This window comes from Loktanella sp. IMCC34160 (genome assembly GCF_004145845.1).
In the GTDB taxonomy this organism is placed as follows: domain Bacteria; phylum Pseudomonadota; class Alphaproteobacteria; order Rhodobacterales; family Rhodobacteraceae; genus SELP01.
Window position 1 is genome coordinate 32,066 of the sequence record NZ_SELP01000007.1, and the last position, 18,912, is coordinate 50,977.

Annotated in this window: 17 protein-coding genes; 11 read left to right on the forward strand and 6 right to left on the reverse strand. The window is 63.0% G+C overall.

Going from position 1 to position 18,912, the window contains the following annotated elements; translation table 11 throughout:
• Window positions 1–8: 8 nt before the first annotated feature.
• From EU803_RS16055 to ugpC, 4 genes are read left to right on the forward strand one after another with little or no spacing between them, the layout of a single operon-like run.
• On the forward strand, window positions 9–1,079 hold the full coding sequence (locus tag EU803_RS16055) for a sugar ABC transporter permease (protein WP_129684704.1): 1,071 nt from the start codon (window positions 9–11) through the stop codon (window positions 1,077–1,079).
• A 2-nt stretch (window positions 1,080–1,081) separates the two neighbouring features.
• Complete coding sequence (locus EU803_RS16060; protein WP_129684706.1) at window positions 1,082–1,960, forward strand: carbohydrate ABC transporter permease; 879 nt, start codon at window positions 1,082–1,084, stop codon at window positions 1,958–1,960.
• A 3-nt stretch (window positions 1,961–1,963) separates the two neighbouring features.
• Window positions 1,964–2,956: a levansucrase gene (locus EU803_RS16065; RefSeq protein WP_129684708.1), complete on the forward strand. Its 993-nt coding sequence runs from the start codon at window positions 1,964–1,966 to the stop codon at window positions 2,954–2,956.
• 3 nt (window positions 2,957–2,959) lie between these two features.
• Window positions 2,960–4,027, forward strand: coding sequence for a sn-glycerol-3-phosphate ABC transporter ATP-binding protein UgpC (gene ugpC, locus EU803_RS16070; RefSeq protein WP_129684709.1), 1,068 nt, complete (start codon window positions 2,960–2,962; stop codon window positions 4,025–4,027).
• A 49-nt stretch (window positions 4,028–4,076) separates the two neighbouring features.
• Here ugpC and EU803_RS16075 read toward each other — a convergent pair whose 3' ends face one another.
• Together EU803_RS16075 and glyA are read right to left on the reverse strand one after the other, a co-directional pair.
• Window positions 4,077–4,898, reverse strand: a complete 822-nt coding sequence (locus EU803_RS16075; protein WP_129684711.1) for a DUF817 domain-containing protein — start codon at window positions 4,896–4,898, stop codon at window positions 4,077–4,079.
• A 71-nt stretch (window positions 4,899–4,969) separates the two neighbouring features.
• A complete protein-coding gene (gene glyA, locus EU803_RS16080; RefSeq protein ID WP_129684712.1) occupies window positions 4,970–6,265 on the reverse strand; it encodes a serine hydroxymethyltransferase in 1,296 nt (431 codons plus the stop codon).
• Between the two features lie 176 nt (window positions 6,266–6,441).
• On the opposite strand from glyA, the gene EU803_RS16085 reads away from it, so the two are divergent.
• Complete coding sequence (locus EU803_RS16085) at window positions 6,442–7,209, forward strand: NAD kinase (RefSeq protein ID WP_129684714.1); 768 nt, start codon at window positions 6,442–6,444, stop codon at window positions 7,207–7,209.
• Window positions 7,210–7,213: 4 nt separating this feature from the next.
• Here the strand turns inward: EU803_RS16085 and EU803_RS16090 are convergent, their stop codons facing one another.
• The 4 genes from EU803_RS16090 to EU803_RS16105 form a co-directional block, all read right to left on the reverse strand.
• A complete protein-coding gene (locus tag EU803_RS16090) occupies window positions 7,214–7,549 on the reverse strand; it encodes a YegP family protein (RefSeq protein WP_129684716.1) in 336 nt (111 codons plus the stop codon).
• Between the two features lie 118 nt (window positions 7,550–7,667).
• The gene (locus EU803_RS16095) at window positions 7,668–8,087 is read right to left on the reverse strand and encodes a hypothetical protein (protein ID WP_129684718.1); all 420 of its coding nucleotides are present in this window, start codon (window positions 8,085–8,087) and stop codon (window positions 7,668–7,670) included.
• A gap of 128 nt (window positions 8,088–8,215) precedes the next feature.
• Window positions 8,216–10,108: a propionate-CoA ligase PrpE gene (gene prpE, locus EU803_RS16100; protein ID WP_129684720.1), complete on the reverse strand. Its 1,893-nt coding sequence runs from the start codon at window positions 10,106–10,108 to the stop codon at window positions 8,216–8,218.
• A gap of 220 nt (window positions 10,109–10,328) precedes the next feature.
• Entirely contained in the window at window positions 10,329–12,608 is a 2,280-nt protein-coding gene (locus tag EU803_RS16105) for an NADP-dependent malic enzyme (RefSeq protein WP_129684722.1), read from the reverse strand.
• Between the two features lie 192 nt (window positions 12,609–12,800).
• Here EU803_RS16105 and EU803_RS16110 point away from each other — a divergent pair, with 192 nt between their 5' ends.
• The 6 genes from EU803_RS16110 to EU803_RS16135 all read left to right on the forward strand — a co-directional run bounded on the left by EU803_RS16110 (window position 12,801) and on the right by EU803_RS16135 (window position 18,878).
• Window positions 12,801–13,193: a cytidine deaminase gene (locus EU803_RS16110; protein ID WP_129684724.1), complete on the forward strand. Its 393-nt coding sequence runs from the start codon at window positions 12,801–12,803 to the stop codon at window positions 13,191–13,193.
• 2 nt (window positions 13,194–13,195) lie between these two features.
• Window positions 13,196–14,497 (forward strand): thymidine phosphorylase, encoded by a 1,302-nt coding sequence (locus EU803_RS16115; RefSeq protein ID WP_129684726.1) that lies wholly within the window; start codon window positions 13,196–13,198, stop codon window positions 14,495–14,497.
• Entirely contained in the window at window positions 14,497–15,708 is a 1,212-nt protein-coding gene (locus tag EU803_RS16120) for a phosphopentomutase (RefSeq protein ID WP_129684728.1), read from the forward strand. Before EU803_RS16115 ends, EU803_RS16120 begins: the two co-directional genes overlap by 1 nt.
• On the forward strand, window positions 15,705–16,694 hold the full coding sequence (locus EU803_RS16125) for an adenosine deaminase (RefSeq protein WP_129684730.1): 990 nt from the start codon (window positions 15,705–15,707) through the stop codon (window positions 16,692–16,694). The genes EU803_RS16120 and EU803_RS16125 overlap by 4 nt, the downstream gene beginning before the upstream one ends.
• Entirely contained in the window at window positions 16,691–17,323 is a 633-nt protein-coding gene (gene upp / locus EU803_RS16130) for a uracil phosphoribosyltransferase (protein ID WP_129684732.1), read from the forward strand. Before EU803_RS16125 ends, upp begins: the two co-directional genes overlap by 4 nt.
• Window positions 17,324–17,420: 97 nt before the next feature.
• Window positions 17,421–18,878: an SPOR domain-containing protein gene (locus EU803_RS16135; RefSeq protein WP_129684734.1), complete on the forward strand. Its 1,458-nt coding sequence runs from the start codon at window positions 17,421–17,423 to the stop codon at window positions 18,876–18,878.
• The last annotated feature ends 34 nt before the right edge of the window (window positions 18,879–18,912 follow it).

Below are 18,912 nucleotides of genomic sequence, written 5' to 3' on the forward strand. Positions count from 1 at the left end.
CACGAACAATGGCATCGAAACTCACGACATCAAACCGGTCCGGGTGGTTGTTTGCGTTTCCCGGTTTCGGCCTAATCACGCTGTTTATCGTGGTGCCATTCTTCTTTGCCTTTTGGCTGTCGCTGACCAATCAGCGCCTGATTTCGCCCAACCCGACGGAATTCGTCGGCCTGTCCAATTACGAGCGCCTGCTGAGCGTCGGGGTCATCGATATTGACCCCGAACAGGATGAAAACGGCAATCTTCTTCGGGATGACAACGGCGATCTGGTCTATCCGCGCGTCCGAACCTTCACCCGCAACAACCCTGATTTTGCGGGTTACGAAGGGATGCGCGAGTGGTTCCGCTGGAATTCCGGCGATACCGCGAAGGTGGTCGTCGCGACGGACGTTGTCTTTTGGAAGTCGCTGACCAACACGTTGATGTTCGTTCTGATCGTCGCACCGGTGCAGGGTGGGCTGGCGCTTTGCCTTGCCTTGCTGATCAACCAAAGACTGCGCGGCATCAACATCTACCGGGCGATCTACTTCATGCCGGTCGTCGTCTCGATCGTCGTTGTCTCGCTTCTGTGGCGTTTCATCTATGACGGCAACGACGGGCTGTTGAACAACATCCTCTCCGCCCTCAGCTTTGGGATGTTCGAGGGGCGGGATTGGCTCGGTAACCCTAACACGGCGCTTGGGTCCATCATCGGCATGTCGATCTGGCAGGCGGTCGGATTTCACATGGTGATCTGGCTGGCAGGTCTTCAGACCATTTCGCCGACACTCTACGAGGCGGCGTCGATCGAAGGGGCCAACAAGTGGCAAACCTTCCGCTATGTGACGTGGCCCGGCCTGCGCAATACCGCCATTCTTGTGCTGATCGTGATCACGATGCAGGCCTTCGCCCTCTTTGCCCAGATTGACGTGATGACCAACGGCGGGCCGCTCGACAGCACCACCACGCTTGTCTTCCAGGCCGTCGAGCGCGGCTACGGCAAGCAGGATATCTCGGGTGGGGCGACCATCAGTGTGGTCCTCTTCCTGATGGTCCTGACCATCAGCATGATCCAACGCTACCTAACGCGGGAGAAATAGATATGGCTGCCATTGATCCCTCCAACCAGGGCCTGCGACTGGCGACCCGCTACGCGGTGCTTACTCTGATCGCGGTGATCTTCATCTTCCCGCTGGTCTTCATGGTGATGTCCAGCTTCAAGCCGGACCTGCAGCTTCTGCGGGATACGGGCAGCTTCCGGGCTTTCCTGCCGGTGGGCGACCTGAGCCTGAACAACTACGCCGCCGCCTTTGATCGCGCGCCCGTCGCAACCTTTGTCTTCAACTCGGTTCTGGTGACGGGGCTGACGGTCTTGTTGTCCCTGTTCTTCTGCTCGCTCGCCGCGTTTTCGTTCGTTTTCCTGAACTGGAGGGGCCGCAACATTGCCCTGTCGATCATCATCGCCACGCTGATCGTTCCGTTCGAAACCATCGCAATTCCGCTGCTCCTGCTTGTCTCGAAACTGCCGTGGATCGGCTGGGAGGGGTTGGAATGGGGATGGCTCAACTCTTACCGGGTGCAGATCATTCCGTGGATTGCGGATGGCCTGACGATCTTCCTCTTCGTGCAATACTTCAAAGACCTGCCGCGCGAACTGATCGAGGCGTCCCGGGTCGAGGGGGCAAGCTGGTGGCAGATCTATATCAAGGTCGTCATGCCCCTGTCCGGCCCGGTGCTGGCCACGGCTGCGATCCTCAAATTCCTGGTCATGTATAACCAATACCTCTGGCCACTGATCGTGGTGCAAGAGGAAAGCTACCGCCCCGTAATGGTCGGTCTGCAATACTTCTTCCAACTCAACATCGCCTGGGGCGAGGTCATGGCCTATCTGACCCTGATCACCGTGCCCGTACTGGCCTTCTATCTGGTGCTTCAGAAGGCATTCATTGCCTCGATCGCATCCACCGGCGTCAAAGGATAAGCCATGGTTATCGCAATCAAAGACAAGTTCATCTGGGACAGCTGGTATGTCCATGACGGAGACCTGTGGCACGGGTATTTCCTTCAGGCCCCGCGCAGCATCGGCGATCCCGAGCTTCGGCATTGGAACGTCACCTACGGGCACGCGACCAGCCGCGACCTGACCAACTGGACCCATCTGGGCACCACCTTTGCGCCCACCGAAGGGCCTGCTTGGGACGATCTGACGACCTGGACCGGATCCGTGGTGCGCGGCGATGACGACCTCTGGCATCTCTACTATACTGGCACGTCCAAAGCCGAAAACGGGCTTTACCAACGGATTGGTCATGCGACCTCGACCGACCTGCACAACTGGTCGCGGATCGGCGATGGGAAAATCCTCGACCTGAATGGTCCGAACGCGGTCCACTATGAGGTCAGCATGGATGACTCGGTCTGGCACGACCGGGCGATGCGCGATCCGTGGGTCATGCGTGATCCCGATGGCGATGGGTGGCTGATGTATTTCACGGCCCGGTCGCGCGGCATTGCAGAGCCGAACGCCGGTGGCTGCATCGGCTTCGCCACCTCGCCCGACGGCTATGACTGGACCCTTCAACCGCCGGTCTTCACTGGCGGCTACGGTCAGCTTGAAGTGCCGCAGGTGTTTGAATACGGCGGGCAGTGGTATTGCTTGTTCTGCACCGCAGCCGATCATTTTTCCATCGAGCAGGCGGCAAAGACCGCGGGCGGCCCGGTGACGGGCAACCACTATCTGATCGCCGACAATCCGCGCGGTCCGTGGCGCATCGGGCCTGACTTCCTGGACGGGGCGCTTCCCTGCCGCCGCTATGCCGCGCGGATCGTTCGCGATGGCGACCGGCTTCTGATCCTCGGGTTCGCAGACCGACCGGACGGCGGTGACTTCGTCGGCCACGTCATGGACCCGGAAGAAGTGATCGTCGGGCGCGAAGGCCACCTGCATATCCCTTCGCAACAGCAAGCAGCGGAGTAGAAAATGGCCAATGTCAAATTGCGCAATGTGCGCAAATCCTATGGACCCGTCGAAGTTATCAAAGGCGTCGATATCGACGTTGAGGATGGTGAATTCGTGGTGTTCGTTGGCCCGTCCGGCTGCGGCAAATCCACCCTGTTGCGGATGATCGCAGGGCTTGAGGATATCACCTCGGGCACGCTTGAAATCGACGGGCAGGTTGTGAACGACCTCGAACCGTCCAAGCGCGGGATCGCCATGGTCTTTCAAAGCTATGCAATCTTTCCGCATATGACCGTGCGCGAAAACGTGGCCTTTGGATTGACCATCAACAAGGCCAGCAAGGCCGAGAAGGAACGGAAAGTCGCAGAGGCCGCGCGCATCCTTCAGATGGAACATCTTCTGGACCGTCGCCCCTCGGAATTGTCGGGAGGCCAGCGCCAGCGCGTCGCAATCGGCCGCGCCATCGTGCGCGACCCCAAGGTCTTTCTTTTCGACGAACCCCTTTCCAACCTCGACGCCGCCCTGCGCATGGACATGCGGATGGAGATCGGCAAGCTGCATCAATCGCTGGCAAGTTCGATGATCTACGTGACCCACGATCAGGTTGAGGCGATGACGCTGGCCGACAAGATCGTGGTTCTGAAAGACGGGCAGGTCATGCAGATCGGCGCGCCGATGGAACTGTACCATGAACCCGCCAACCTCTTTGTTGCGGGCTTCCTCGGGGCGCCGTCGATGAACTTTCTCCGCGTGACGGTTGATGCGATCGACGATCATGGCGTCACCGTCTCCAACTCGGCGCTTGACCCCGTGACCGTGGCCCACAAGGGGCGCAAATTCACACTGGGGCAGACCGCGACACTGGGCGTGCGTCCGCAGTATCTTGCCCCGGCAGGCGATGACGGGATGCTGCACGGCAAGGTCATCCTGACCGAACGTCTGGGAAGCGAGACCGTGGTCAACGTGATGCTGAAAGACGGAACCCAACTGGTCGCGGCGCTGTCAGAAGATGCCATCCTCGACGAAGGGACCGAAGCCAATTTCCGCTTTGACCCGGCGCAGGCACATATCTTCCCCGAGGTGGATTGACGAGGCAAAAGATCCGTCACGGGAATTTCGTAGGGCGGCTTTGGCTGCCCTACCGCGTTTTGCCGGGGGGCGGGACCACGACCGTCACGGTGACGAACGCCACATACAAAAGCAGATACCAGCTTCCCATTTTTGACAGGCTGGCAAAGGCCTGTGCCGCTGTCCCGGCATAGACCCATGTGCCGGTCAGCGTGCCGATGTTCTCTGCAACCCAAAGAAAGAAGCTCGACAAAAGCGCCGCCACCGGCATCGGCATGTGATAGCGCCCGCCGACGGTAAACCCGATCCATGTGCGTCCGAAGATCACCACCGTTCCCGCGATCAGCAGCCAGCGGATGTCGGGCAGGTAGTGGTGGCTGAAGAAATTCACATAGATCAGCGCCGCCAGCAGGAATGTGACCCAGCGGCGCGGGTAGGGGGCAAAGGACATGTCGAAGATGCGGATGACGCGGGCAATGAAGCTGCCCACGCTGGCATACATGAACCCCGAAAACAGGGGAACGCCCAGCAATTTGAACAGGGCCGGTTCGGGATAGCCCCAACTGCCCGCGCCCACCTTGAACCACTCCATCGCGGTGCCGGTCAGGTGGAACAGCAGGATCACCTTCGCCTCGGTCAGGGTTTCCAGCCGGAACACCAGAAACAGGGCCTGAACGAGAAGCGCAAACAGAAACAGCGTGTCATAGCGGTGGATCGGAAGGGCGTCGAAATCCACCGTCTTCGACAGGATGATCGCACCCAGCATCAACCCGCCGAACAGCGCGGCCCAGCCCATCTTCAGACCGAACATCACAAATTCGGCCAGCCATCCGGGCAGGGCATGGCGCACGGCAGAGCCAAGCGAGCGTTCGATCTGGCGTGTCTGTTTCATGGGCTGGAAAGAACCACGGGCCGCCCCTGTTTTCCAGAGGCGGCCCGCGAAATTCTGTCTGCGTCAGCCGATCAGAGGTTCGGGTACAGCGGGAAGGTCTCGCACAGGGCTTCAACCTCGGCTTTCACCTTGGCTTCGATCTCGGCGTTGCCCTCTTCACCATTGGCGGCCAGCCCGTCGACCACTTCGACGATCCAGTCGGCGATCTGGCGGAACTCGGCCTCGGTAAAGCCGCGGGTGGTGCCAGCCGGGGTGCCCAGACGGATGCCCGAGGTCACGGTCGGCTTTTCCGGGTCAAAGGGGATGCCGTTCTTGTTGGTGGTGATGTTGGCCCGGCCAAGTGCCTTTTCGGTGGCGTTGCCCTTCACGCCCTTGGGGCGCAGGTCAACCAGCATGACGTGGCTGTCGGTGCCGCCGGTGACGATGTCCAGACCGCCTTTCATCAGCTGGTCGGCCAGCGCCTTGGCGTTCTTGACGACCTGTTCCTGATACAGCTTGAACTCGGGGCGCAGCGCCTCGCCAAAGGCGACGGCCTTGGCCGCGATCACATGCATCAGCGGGCCGCCCTGAATGCCCGGGAAGATGGCCGAGTTGACCTTCTTGGCGATATCTTCGTCGTTGGTGAAGATGGCGCCGCCACGCGGGCCGCGCAGGGTCTTGTGGGTGGTGGTGGTGGCCACATGGGCATGCGGGAAGGGCGAGGGGTAAAGGCCCGCCGCGACCAGACCGGCAAAGTGGGCCATGTCAACCATCAGGTAGGCACCGACGCTGTCGGCAATCTCGCGCATCCGGGCAAAGTCGATGATGCGCGGAATGGCGGAGCCGCCGGCGATGATCATCTTCGGCTGGTGTTCGGTGGCCAGCGCGGCGATCTGGTCATAGTCGATCTGGCTGTCCTGCTGGCGCACGCCGTATTGCACGGCATTGAACCATTTGCCCGACTGGTTCGGCTTGGCGCCGTGGGTCAGGTGGCCGCCCGCGTCGAGCGACATGCCCAGAATGGTGTCTCCCGGCGTCAGCAACGCCTGAAACACGCCCTGGTTCGCCTGCGAGCCCGAGTTCGGCTGAACGTTCGCAAAGGCGCAGTCGAACAGTTGGCAGGACCGTTCGATGGCCAGGTTTTCGGCCACATCCACAAACTCGCACCCGCCATAGTAGCGGCGGCCCGGATAGCCTTCGGCGTATTTGTTGGTCATGACAGAGCCTTGGGCTTCCATCACGGCGGCGGAAACGATGTTTTCACTGGCGATCAGTTCGATCTCGTGGCGCTGACGGCCCAGTTCGCCGGTGATTGCGCCGAACAGTTCGGGGTCACGGGAAGACAGGCTTTCGGTGAAAAAGCCCGAGTCGCGGGTGGTGGCGTTCATCGCTGGTGTCCTTGTCCCAGGGTGGAGGTTGGCGGATCAATAGGGGTAAGTTTCCTATAGGAAAACCCTCAATGCGACTTCTTTTCCGGGTTTGCCGCCATTTGCCGCATCTCTTAGGCGACTTGCGTTTCCTTTCCGCAAAGGCCAACACTTTTGGAAACCTTCAAGGACTGCAGATGGCCGCCAAACCAAGAGTTTCATTCGTCACAAGTGACAGCCCGCCCGCACAAGAGGCGTTCGAGGCGCTGGTCGCGCGTTATGGCAACCATCCGCTGGACAAGGCAGAGGTCATCGTGGCGCTGGGGGGGGACGGTTTCATGTTGCAAACCCTGCACGCCACGCAGGACAACCCCGCCCCTGTCTATGGGATGAACCGGGGCACCGTCGGCTTTCTGATGAACGAATACCACGAGGATGACCTGTTCTTTCGGCTGGCCGCCGCGGAAGAGGAGATTATCAACCCGCTGTCGATGGTCGCGACCTGTCGCGACGGATCGGTGCACCGGGCGTTGGCGATCAACGAAGTGTCCCTGCTGCGGGCGGGACCGCAGGCGGCGAAACTGCGGATCACCATCGACGGGCGGCTGCGCCTGACTGAACTGGTATGCGACGGCGCGCTGGTGGCCACGCCCGCCGGGTCGACCGCCTATAACTACTCTGCCCACGGTCCGATCCTGCCGATCGGGGCAGATGTTCTGGCACTGACAGCGATGGCGGCCTTCCGGCCCCGGCGCTGGCGCGGGGCGCTGCTGCCAAAATCGGCAGAGGTGCAGTTCGACGTGATCGACCCCGACAAACGGCCCGTTATGGCTGATGCCGACAGCCGGTCGGTCAAGGATGTCGTGAAGGTGGAAATCCGCTCCGAGCCCAGCATCCAGCACCGTCTCCTGTTCGATCCCGGCCACGGGCTGGAGGAAAGGCTGATCTCGGAGCAGTTCGTTTGACGGATCAGGCGGTCTGATCGTCCAGCTTGGCGTCGGGCGCGTTCTTCTTGACCGACTCGATCCCGTTGTCCCGGCCCGAGGTCGATGTGTAGCTTTCCGAGGTGCCGATCACCTGACCGTTCGTGGCCTTGAGGTTGAACATATGGCCGCCCGACTTGGTTTCCTTGCGCTCATAGCGCTTGTCGTCGGGGGCATTCTTGCGGACCGACGCGATGCCGTTCTCGCAGCTTGCCTTCGCCTTGTAGCCTTCGCTGGCCAGAATGATCTCGCCGTTGCCTGCCTTCAGGCGAAACCGGAATTCCCCGGCCTTGTCCTTGTAGATTTCAAACTTCCCTGCCACGTGAAACTCCTATGGTGCGATAAATACGTGGCCGCAGTATTGGGCGACATGGCCCATAGCGCAAGCATTCGAATGGCCCCGGGGGCCAGTAAAGGCGGGCTGACCCGGCAGCTATGGTTTAGCTGAAGCTGATAACAGCCATGATCACGGTAAAAATGGCAGACAGCAGGGCGATCCGGCCCAACCCCTCCATCGTTGCCGCGGCTGGGGGCTGTCCCTTCGCCATCGCCCGGCGCTTGACCACCTGCATTGCCAGAAGGGCAAGCGTCAGGGTAACAACCCCGGCCATTTTATAGGTGAAGGCGGCGGGCATGGCCGCGTATCCGCCGTGGTCCGCGACCATCCAGATGCCGGTGATCCACAGCAGAATGATCGCGCCAAAGCCGATATCGCCGACCCGCGACTGGACCTTGCCCACATGTCCGGCAATGGCCGGATCAGCGCCTTTCGTCATCCCCGCCATGACAGCGGTCGCTGCCCCGCCACCGATGCCCACGGCCAGCGACAGGTAGTGCAGTGTCAGAAGTGTCGTTTCCATGATCGTCCCTCCCATCCATACCGAAGGGTAGGGCGGGGCGGGCCCATGTGGCAACGGGAACAATAGTTTGCCCTGAAACAGCGTCGGGCGGCCCAACGGACCGCCCGACCCATTTGCGTCGTCGAGGATCAGGCCTTGGCGTAGCCGAGGGTCTGAAGCGCCTCGCGGATTTCATCCAGGATCGCCGGGTCGTCGATGGTGGCGGGCATTTTATAGTCCTGACCGTCCGCGATCTTGACCATGATCCCGCGCAGGATCTTGCCCGACCGGGTCTTGGGCAGCCGGTCCACCACCACGGCCAGCTTGAAGGCCGCAACCGGGCCGATCTTGTCGCGCACCAGCTTCACCACCTCCTTGACCACCTCGTCATGCGGGCGGTCACAGCCTTTGTTCAGGCAGAGGAACCCCATGGGCAGCTGCCCTTTCAACTCGTCGCTGACGCCAATCACCGCGCATTCGGCAACGTCGGGGTGGGCGGCCAGAACTTCCTCCATCCCACCCGTCGACAGGCGGTGTCCGGCCACGTTGATGACGTCATCGGTGCGGGCCATGATGTAAAGATAGCCGTCTTCGTCGATCATGCCCGCGTCGCCGGTTTCGTAGTAACCGGGGAAGGTGGTCAGATAGGATTTGCGATACCGGTCCTCGGCGTTCCACAGGGTCGGCAGGGTGCCCGGCGGCAGGGGCAGTTTCACCGCGATAGCGCCCAGTTCGCCCGGTTTCATCGGATGGCCGCCTTCGTCAAGGATTTGCACGTCATAGCCCGGCATCGCCACGGTGGGCGACCCGATCTTGACCGGAAGCGCCTCGATCCCCGCGGGGTTCCCGGCGATGGTCCAGCCGGTCTCGGTCTGCCACCAATGGTCGTAGACGGGAACGTTCATCACCCGCTGCGCCCATTCGATGGTGTCCGGGTCGGCCCGTTCGCCCGCCAGATACAGCGCCCGCAGGCAGGAGATGTCGAAATCCTTGATCATCTCGCCCTTGGGATCGTCCCGCTTGATCGCGCGGAAGGCGGTCGGCGCGGTGAAGAAGCTGCGCACGTTATGTTCCGAAATGACCCGCCAGAAGGTCGATGCATCGGGGGTGCCCACCGGCTTGCCTTCGAAGACAACCGTCGTGTTGCCGTGGATCAGCGGCCCATAGCAGATGTAGGAATGGCCCACGACCCAGCCCACGTCGGACGCGGCCCAGAACACATCGCCCGGATCGACATTGTAGATCGCCTTCATCGTCCAGTTCAGCGCCACCAGATGGCCAGCCGTCGGACGAACAACGCCCTTGGGTGCGCCCGTGGTGCCAGACGTATAAAGGATATAGGCCGGGTGGTCGCCTTCGACCGGGACGCAATCGGCCGGGGCAACGCCCTCTTGTGCGGCGAACCAGTCCACATCGCGGCCCTCAACCAATTCTGAAGGGCTTTGCTCGCGCTGGAAGATGACGCAGAACTCCGGCTTGTGGCTGGCGGCGTCAATCGCGCCGTCAAGAAGCGGTTTGTAGTCAACCACGCGGCCCGGCTCGATCCCGCACGATGCGGCGATGATCGCCTTTGGTTTGGCGTCGTCGATCCGGACGGCCAACTCGTTGGCGGCAAACCCGCCGAAGACAACGGAATGGATCGCCCCGATCCGCGAACAAGCGAGCATCGCCACCAGCGCCTCTGGCACCATCGGCATGTAGATGATGACCCGGTCACCCTTGGTCACACCGCGCGCGGCCAGCGCCCCGGCAAGGCCCGCGACCTTGTCCTTCAGTTCGGCAAAGGTGATCTGGTCCTTCACACCGGTGATCGGGCTGTCATAAATGATCGCCGCCTGATCGGCGCGGCCGTTTTCGACGTGGCGGTCGACCGCGTTGTAGCAGGTGTTCACGCGGGCATCGGTGAACCATTCATACAGCGGCGCATTCGTATCGTTCAGCGCCTTGGTCGGCGGGGTGTCCCAGTCAATCGCCTTGGCCTGTTCCATCCAGAACCCCTCGGGGTCGGCCTTCCAGCTGTCATAGACGTCCTTGTAACCCATGTGCTGTCTCCTCCTCAGCGTTGGAAATGTGTTACGCGGGGGGGTGCGACGCGGGCAAGCGCCATGGCAGGGGCAGCGGCAGATTGGCGCAGAAAATTTGCAGAAATCGCCGCTCGGGCCTGCAAACTTTTGCAAACCCGTTGCGGACGGGCAGGATTTGCAGCCCGCGATGCGCGTTCTGCAAATCTGCAAATCTACGTTTGCGAAACCCGAGTCGCGATCAGCTGTAGAGCGTCACCGGCGTCCCGGCGAGCGCGGACATGTTCAACAGCCCGCGCGGGGTGATCGACGGGGTGACGATATGCGCCCGGTTGCCCATGCCCATCAGGATCGGCCCGACCTCTAGCCCGCCGCCCTTCATCTTGAGGATATTGCGCACGCCCGAGGCCGCATCGGTATTGGCGAAGACCAGCACATTGGCCGCGCCCTTCATCCGGCTGCCGGGGAAGATGCGGTCGCGCAGGTCCATGTCCAGCGCGGCATCGACATGCATTTCGCCCTCGTAGCAGAAATCGCGGGGCTGGCTGTCCAGGATGTCGATGGCGGCCCGCATCCGGTTGCCGGTGTCGCAGTCCAGGTTGCCGAACTGGGAATGGGAACAAAGCGCGATATTGGGCGTCACGCCAAAGCGGCGCACATGGCGGGCGCAGCCGATCACCGTCTCGGCAATCTGTTCCGGGGTCGGGTTCGGGTGCACCTGCGTATCGGCCACGAACAGTGGCCCATCCTCAAGGATCATCAGCGACAGCGCCCCGACGGGATGCAGCCCGCCACGCCCAAGGATCTGCTGGACATAGTTCAGGTGCCACAGGAACTGGCCGAAGGTGCCGCAGATCATGCTGTCGGCCTCGCCCCGGTGGACCATGACCGCCGCAATCGCGGTGGAATTGGTGCGCATGATCGCCTTGGCAAGGTCCGGGGTCACGCCCTGACGGGCCATCAATTCGTGATAGGTGCCCCAGTAGTCGCGGTAGCGCGGGTCGTTTTCGGGGTTCACGATCTCGAAATCGGTCAGTGGGCGGATCTTGAGGCCCGCCCGTTCGCACCGCCGTTCGATCACTTCGGGGCGGCCGATCAGGATCGGGGTGTCAGTGGTTTCCTCCATCACGGCCTGTGCAGCGCGCAGCACCCGCTCGTCCTCGCCCTCGGCATAGACGATCTTGCGTTCGGCGCTGCGGGCGGCTTCGAACACCGGGCGCATGATAAACGCGGACTTGAAGACCGAGGCGTCCAGCTTGCGCTTGTAGGCGGCCAGATCGTCCAGCGGGCGCTGGGCGACGCCGGTTTCCATCGCGGCCTTCGCCACGGCGCTGGCAACGACCCCCATCAGGCGCGGGTCGAACGGTTTGGGGATCAGGTAGTCGGCCCCAAAGGTCAGCTTTTCCCCGCGGTAGGCGGCTGCGGCCTCGGCGCTGGTGGTGGCGCGGGCAAGGGCGGCGATGCCTTCGACACAGGCCACCTGCATCTGGTCATTGATCTCGGTCGCGCCCACGTCCAGCGCACCCCGGAAGATGAAGGGGAAGCACAGCACGTTGTTGACCTGATTGGGGTAGTCGCTGCGGCCCGTTGCGATGATCGCATCGGGGGCCACGGCGCGGGCCTCGTCCGGCTGGATTTCCGGGGTCGGGTTGGCAAGGGCAAAGATGATCGGACCCTTGGCCATCTTCGCGACCATCTCGGGCTTCAGGACGCCGGGGCCGGACAGGCCAAGGAACAGATCCGCGCCGTCGATTACATCGGCCAGCGTGGCCGGGCTGTCGCCTTGGGCAAAAGCGGCCTTTTGCGGGGTCATTTCCTTCTCGCGACCGTTGTAGACCAGCCCTTCGATATCGCAGAGCCAGACGTTTTCACGCTTCACGCCCAGTTTCAGCAACATATTCAGACAGGCGATACCTGCCGCGCCGCCGCCGGTGCTGACGACCTTGATATCCTCGAACCGCTTGCCAGCGACCTGAAGGGCGTTGGTCGCTGCCGCGCCGACGACAATGGCGGTGCCATGCTGGTCGTCATGGAAGACCGGGATGTTCATTCGCTCGCGGCAGATCTTTTCGACGATGAAACAATCGGGGGCCTTGATGTCCTCAAGGTTGATCGCGCCAAAGGTCGGCTCCAGCGCGCAGACGATATCGGCAAGCTTCTCCGGGTCCGGTTCGTTCAACTCGATGTCGAAACAGTCGATATTGGCGAATTTCTTGAACAGGACGGCTTTGCCTTCCATCACCGGTTTCGACGCCAGCCCACCGATATTGCCCAGCCCCAGAACTGCGGTGCCGTTCGTGACCACCGCTACAAGATTGCCGCGCGCGGTATAATCGCGGGCGGTGTCGGGGTTTGCCTTGATCTCAAGACAGGCCTCGGCCACGCCGGGCGAATAGGCGCGGGACAGGTCGCGGCCGTTGGCCAGTGGCTTGGTCGCGCGGATCTCCAGTTTGCCGGGCTTCGGGAACTGATGGTATTCCAGCGCGGCGCGGCGCAGGGCTTCGCGATTGTCGTCGGACATGCGGGGGCCTCCTGTATCTTGTATGGTTTAACTTTAAACCATTTTGCCTTCCGCCGGGGAAGGGGGCCTTTCCAATACACAGCTTAAGGTGAAACTTGCAAATGATATCGCGGGGCAGGAAGCTGCATAAACCCTTGCGCCCGGACAGGCCTTGTGGTTTTTTGAATACTTGGTCAAAAAAAGAGGTGCCAGATGTCCCTTGTCGATGCGGCGCGCGATGTGCGCGAACGGGCCTATGCGCCCTATTCGAATTTCAAGGTCGGGGCGGCCATCCTTGGGCAGGGCGGCGCGGTGCATCAGGGCTGCAACGTGGAAAACGTGGCCTATCCCGAAGGCACCTGTGCCGAGGCGGGCGCGATCGCCGCGATGATCGCCGCTGGAGAGACCGCGATAGCCGAAGTCGCGGTGATCGCCGACAGCCCGATCCCCGTGTCGCCCTGTGGCGGCTGCCGCCAGAAGCTGGCCGAATTCGGGAAGCCCGGGGTCAAGGTGACGCTGGCCACAATGGATGGCACGACACTGGAAACCACCATCGGCGACCTTCTGCCGGGCGTCTTTACCGAAGACTACATGGTGCGGAGTTGACGATGGACGCCCGCGCAATCATCGCCAAGCTGCGCAACCGCGACATCCCGACCGCCGAGGAATTGCAATGGTTCGCCAACGGGTTGGCCAGCGGAGCCGTGTCGGACGCGCAGGCCGGGGCCTTTGCCATGGCGGTGCTTTTGAACGGGATCGGCGCCGAGGGCAGGGTGAACCTGACCCGCGCCATGCGTGACAGCGGCGATGTGCTGCGCTGGGACATGCCCGGCCCGGTGGTCGACAAACATTCAACCGGCGGGGTGGGCGATTGCGTGTCGCTGATCCTTGCGCCCGCGCTGGCGGCCTGCGGTGCCTTCGTGCCGATGATCTCGGGCCGGGGGCTGGGCCACACCGGCGGCACATTGGACAAGATGGAGGCGATCCCCGGCGTCGTGGCCCAGATCGAGGAAGACAAGCTGCGGCCGCTCGTCCGCAAGGTGGGCTGCGCCGTGGTCGGGGCAACCGGACGGATCGCCCCGGCGGACAGGCGGCTTTATGCCATTCGCGACGTAACAGCGACTGTCGAATCCATCGACCTGATCACCGCATCGATTCTGTCCAAGAAACTGTCTGCCGGGCTGGAAGCACTGGTCATGGACGTCAAGGTCGGCACGGGTGCCTTCATGAAAACGGCCGATGATGCCCGTGCGTTGGCCCGGTCGATCGTGGACACCGCCAACGGGGCGGGCTGCGCGACCGCCGCGCTGATCACCGATATGAACGAACCGCTGGCCCCGGTCCTTGGCAACGCGCTCGAGGTCGCGATTTGCATGGAGGTGATGGCCGGAAACCGCGCCGCCGCCCCGCGTCTGCATGACCTGACGGTTTCCTTGGGCGGGCGCCTTCTGGCCCTTGTGGGCGAAGAGGAAGGCGAGGCGGAAGAAAAGATGGCCGAGGCGATTTCCTCGGGCCGTGCGATGACCCATTTCGCGGCCATGGTGGCCGAACTGGGCGGCCCGCCGGACATGGAAAAGGACTGGATGACCCATCTGCCCAAGGCACCCGTGATCGGTGACGTGCCTGCGCCACGAGATGGATATATAAATGAAATCAATGGCGAAGCCTTGGGTCTTGCGGTTGTCGATCTGGGCGGTGGGCGCCGGGTTGAAACCGACCGGATCGACCCGGCGGTTGGCCTGACCGATGTGGTGGGGCGCGGCGTGAAGGTGGCGAAGGGCGATCCCCTGTGCACTATCCATGCCCGGACCGAGGCCGGGGCCGAGGCTGCGGCAAAGGCCGTCATCGCCGCGATCAGGATCGGCGACGCGCCAGAGGCCTTCCCCTTGGTTCACGAAAGGATCGACTGATGCCGCGCGCGTTTCTTGTGGTGATCGACAGTGTCGGGATCGGCGGCGCGCCGGACGCCGACAGCTATTTCAACGGCGATGTGCCGGATACGGGGGCGAATACCGTTGGCCATATCGTGCAGGCCTGCGCGAACGGGCGGGCAGAGGAGGGGCGCAGCGGCCCGTTGTCTGTCGGCACGCTGGACGCATTGGGGCTGGGCGCGGCCGTCCGCGCCTCAACCGAAATCGACACGCCGGGGTTGGGGGCCGAGCCAACCGGCGCCTGGGGCGTCGCGCGGGAAGTTTCGCGCGGAAAGGACACGCCCTCGGGCCACTGGGAACTGGCTGGTGTGCCGGTGCCGTGGGACTGGCACACCTTCCCCGATACACATCCGGCCTTCCCCGAAGAGGTGACCGAGGCCCTGTGCACGGCCGCCGGCACCGAAGGAATTCTTGCCAATTGTCATGCGTCCGGCACGCAGGTCATCGCCGAGTTCGGGGCCGAACACCTGCGGACCGGCTGGCCAATCTGTTACACCTCCGCTGACAGTGTTCTGCAAATTGCGGCCCATGAAACGGCCTTTGGGCTGCAGAAATTGTATGATTTGTGCAAGTCCGTCGCGCCGCTTCTGCACGGAATGAAGGTCGGGCGCGTCATTGCCCGCCCCTTTGTCGGCTCTGTGGAAGAGGGGTTTACCCGCACCGCCAACCGCAAGGACATCGCCATCGCGCCGCCCGCGACGACGCTGTGCGACTGGGTGCAGGGTGCGGGGCATCCGGTCCATGCGATCGGTAAGATCGGTGACATATTTTCGATGCGCGGGATCGACGAGGTCCGCAAGGGCCGCGATGCTGAGCTGATGGATCACCTGTCCGATCTGGTGGAAGAGGCCGCCGATGGCGCGCTGATCTTTGCCAATTTCGTCGAGTTCGACAGCGAATACGGACACCGGCGCGACGTGTCAGGTTATGCCCGACACCTTGAATGGTTTAATGCTGAACTATCTGCAATCCTGCCCCGCCTGCGGGACGGTGACCTGCTGATCGTCACCGCCGATCATGGCAACGACCCGACCTGGGTTGGCACCGACCACACCCGCGAACAGGTGCCCGTGCTGGTCCACGGGATCGGGGCGCGCGCCCTTGGCCAACTGGCCTTCACAGACATCGCCGCAAGCGTGGCCGCCCATCTGGGCGTGCCCGCCCAAGGCCCCGGACGGAGTTTTCTATGAGTTACAAATCCCTGCCAAAGGTCGAATTGCACCTGCACCTCGAAGGGGGCGCCCCGCCCGCCTTCATTCGTGGGCTCGCAAAGGAAAAGAACATTGATATCAGCAAGATATTCAATGAAGACGGCAGCTATGCCTACCGCGATTTCGACCACTTCCTTCAGGTCTACGAGGCCGCCTGCACAACACTGCAAGGCCCCGAGGATTTCCGCCGTCTGACCCTTGCCGTGCTGGAGGAAAGCGCCGCAAACGGCGTGGTCTATTCCGAAACCTTCTTGTCGCCAGATTTCTGCGGCGGCGGTGATCTGGTCGCCTGGCGCGACTATCTTGCCGCGATAGAGGACGCCGCCGCCGAGGCCGAGGCGAAGATGGGCATCACGCTGAGGGGGATCATCACCTGCATTCGCCATTTCGGGGCGGAGCAGGCCAAAACCGCCGCCCTCTGTGCCGCCGAGACCAAGGGCGATTTCATCACAGGGTTCGGTATGGCCGGGGCCGAGATGATGGGCCGCCCCGGTGATTTCACCTACAGCTTCGACATGGCGCGCGAGGCCGGGCTGCGCCTGACCTGTCATGCCGGGGAATGGGGCGGGCCGGATATGGTGGCCGACACGATCCGCGACCTGCGGGTGGAACGGATCGGCCACGGGATCAACGCGATCCACGACCTTGCCCTTGTCGATCAGATCGCAGAGGCGGGCATCACGCTTGAGGTTTGCCCGGGGTCCAACGTGTTCTTGGGGGCCGTGAAATCGTGGAAGGACCACCCCATCGCCCGCCTGCGCGAACGCGGGGTGAATGTCACCGTGTCCACCGACGATCCGCCCTTCTTCAAGACCACGATGACCGACGAATTCAACATGCTGGCCAAGGTTTTCGGCTGGGAGGAAGAGGAATTGCGCGCCCTGAACCAGACCGCGCTTGACGCGGCCTTCTGCGATGACGCAACCAAGGACAAGATCGCCAAACGTCTGGAGGCCGCCCAATGACCCAACATCTGACCGTCGTGAACCACCCGCTGGTCCAGCACAAGCTGACCCTGATGCGGGAGAAGGACACATCGACCAAGTCGTTCCGGCAGCTTCTGCATGAAATCAGCCACCTGTTGGCCTATGAGGTCACGCGCAACCTGCCGATGACCACCAAGACGATCGAGACCCCCCTGTGCCCGATGGAGGCCCCCATCATCGACGGCAAGAAGCTGGCGCTGGTGTCGATCCTGCGGGCGGGCAACGGGCTGCTTGACGGGATTCTGGACCTGATCCCCAACGCGCGGGTCGGCTTTGTGGGTCTTTACCGGGATGAAGAGACGCTTCAGCCGGTGAAGTATTACTTCAAGGTCCCGGCAGAGCTGGAGGACCGTCTGACCATCGTGGTCGACCCGATGCTGGCCACCGGGAATTCCTCTGCCGCCGCCATCGACATGTTGAAAGAGGCGGGGGCGAAGAACCTGATCTTCCTGTGCCTGCTGGCCGCGCCCGAGGGCATTGCCCGCATGAAAGAGGCCCATCCCGACGTGCCGATCGTCACAGCATCTGTAGACGATCACCTGAACGACCATGGATATATTGTCCCTGGACTAGGTGATGCGGGCGACCGCATGTTTGGTACGAAATAGGGGGGTAATCTCCTTTACACACGCCTGATTGTCATGCATTCTTCGACAAATTCTGTTCGGGGGAATGATTGTGCTGTCTCGCGTTGCATCTGCTGCCATGATCGCGGTTTTGGTGAATGGGCCCGCATTTGCGCAGGGCGCGCCTGCTGAGCTTCCCCCGGCCAGCTACACCGGGACACAATATGTAGACAGCGCCGGCTGTATCTTTATTCGCGCGGGCATCGGCGGCGTGACCACCTGGGTGCCGCGCGTCGACCGGAACCGCCGGCAGCTGTGCGGCTATTCACCGACACAGGTGGCCGGTGCCCCGGCGGCCGCCGCACCTGCCGGCCCGATCATCCAGATGGCGCAACCCGAAAACGTCGCCGCGGCGCCGTCGCGACCCGAAGGTCCGGCACCGATGGAAACCGTGGCCTCGGTGACAACGCCGCCGACCGTCCGGGCCACCACCCCGCAGATTGCGCCGCCTCCCGGAACCCCGACCCCGGTCCGGGCAACGGCCCCTGCGCCAACACCCAGCCCGGCAGTCGTAGAGCAGCCCGAGCCGCGCCGGATTACCCGCGCCGAAGCCTGCGAGGGCAAGTTCGGTGTTCAGCCGCGCTATGTCAGTGCGCGGACCGGTCGGCCGATCGACTGTGGTCCGGCCCCGGTTCTGGCCAGCGCCGCGCCGATCCCGACAGCCGCCCCGACGACCCCTGCGGCCAGCCCGGAACCCCGTCGCATGACCATGGCAGAGATCTGCACGGACATCAGCGTCACCGGCCGCCGCTATATCAACGCCCGAACCGGGCTGCCCGTCCGTTGCGGCCCGCAGACTCAACCGGTCAGCACGACCGTGGCCGCGGCGGTTCCCGCGGCCATTGCCCGGCCCGCGGCCCCGATGTCCCCGGCGTCACCCGCCGCCCCGTCGGCCCCTGTCGCGGTTGCCTCTGCGCCTGTTGCGCCGGTTGCCGCCCCGGTGGCGACGTCCTGCCCGGACCTCAGCCCTGTCAGCGCGCGCTATCTGTCAGGGCAGGGCGTTCGCTGCGGCCCGCAAACGCAATCGCCGTCGGGCACTGTCAGCCGCGCCGCGCCGATGACGACCCCGCAGACCCACCGTTCGAACCGCACACAGGTCGGCGGATGGTTGGCCCCGCCGCCGCTGTCAAACCCGCCCGCCGCCACGCCGCACCGGGCAACCCCGCCGGAAGGCTATGAAGCCGCGTGGGATGACGGGCGTTTGAACCCGAACCGCGGCCCGCAACTGGTGCGCAACGTGCACAGCTCTGCCCGGGCCGTGGCCCCGACCCAAGCCGCACCGGACCAGCAGCAACCGCAGGTCGCGGCCAGCCACCGCTATGTTCAGGTCGGCACCTTTGCCAATCCCGCCAACGCCGAAGCCGCCGCACAGCGGTTGATCGCGTTGGGCCTGCCCGCCCGTCGGGGCACAGTGACCCGCAATGGTCAGAACCTGACTGTCATTGTCGCGGGGCCCTTCGCCTCGCAATCCGCGCTTGGATCGGCCCTTTCGGCGGTCCGGGGTGCGGGATATTCCGACGCGTTCCTGCGTCGCTAACCGGTTCTCCCGGGAAAGGGCCTCGCGCTGGTTA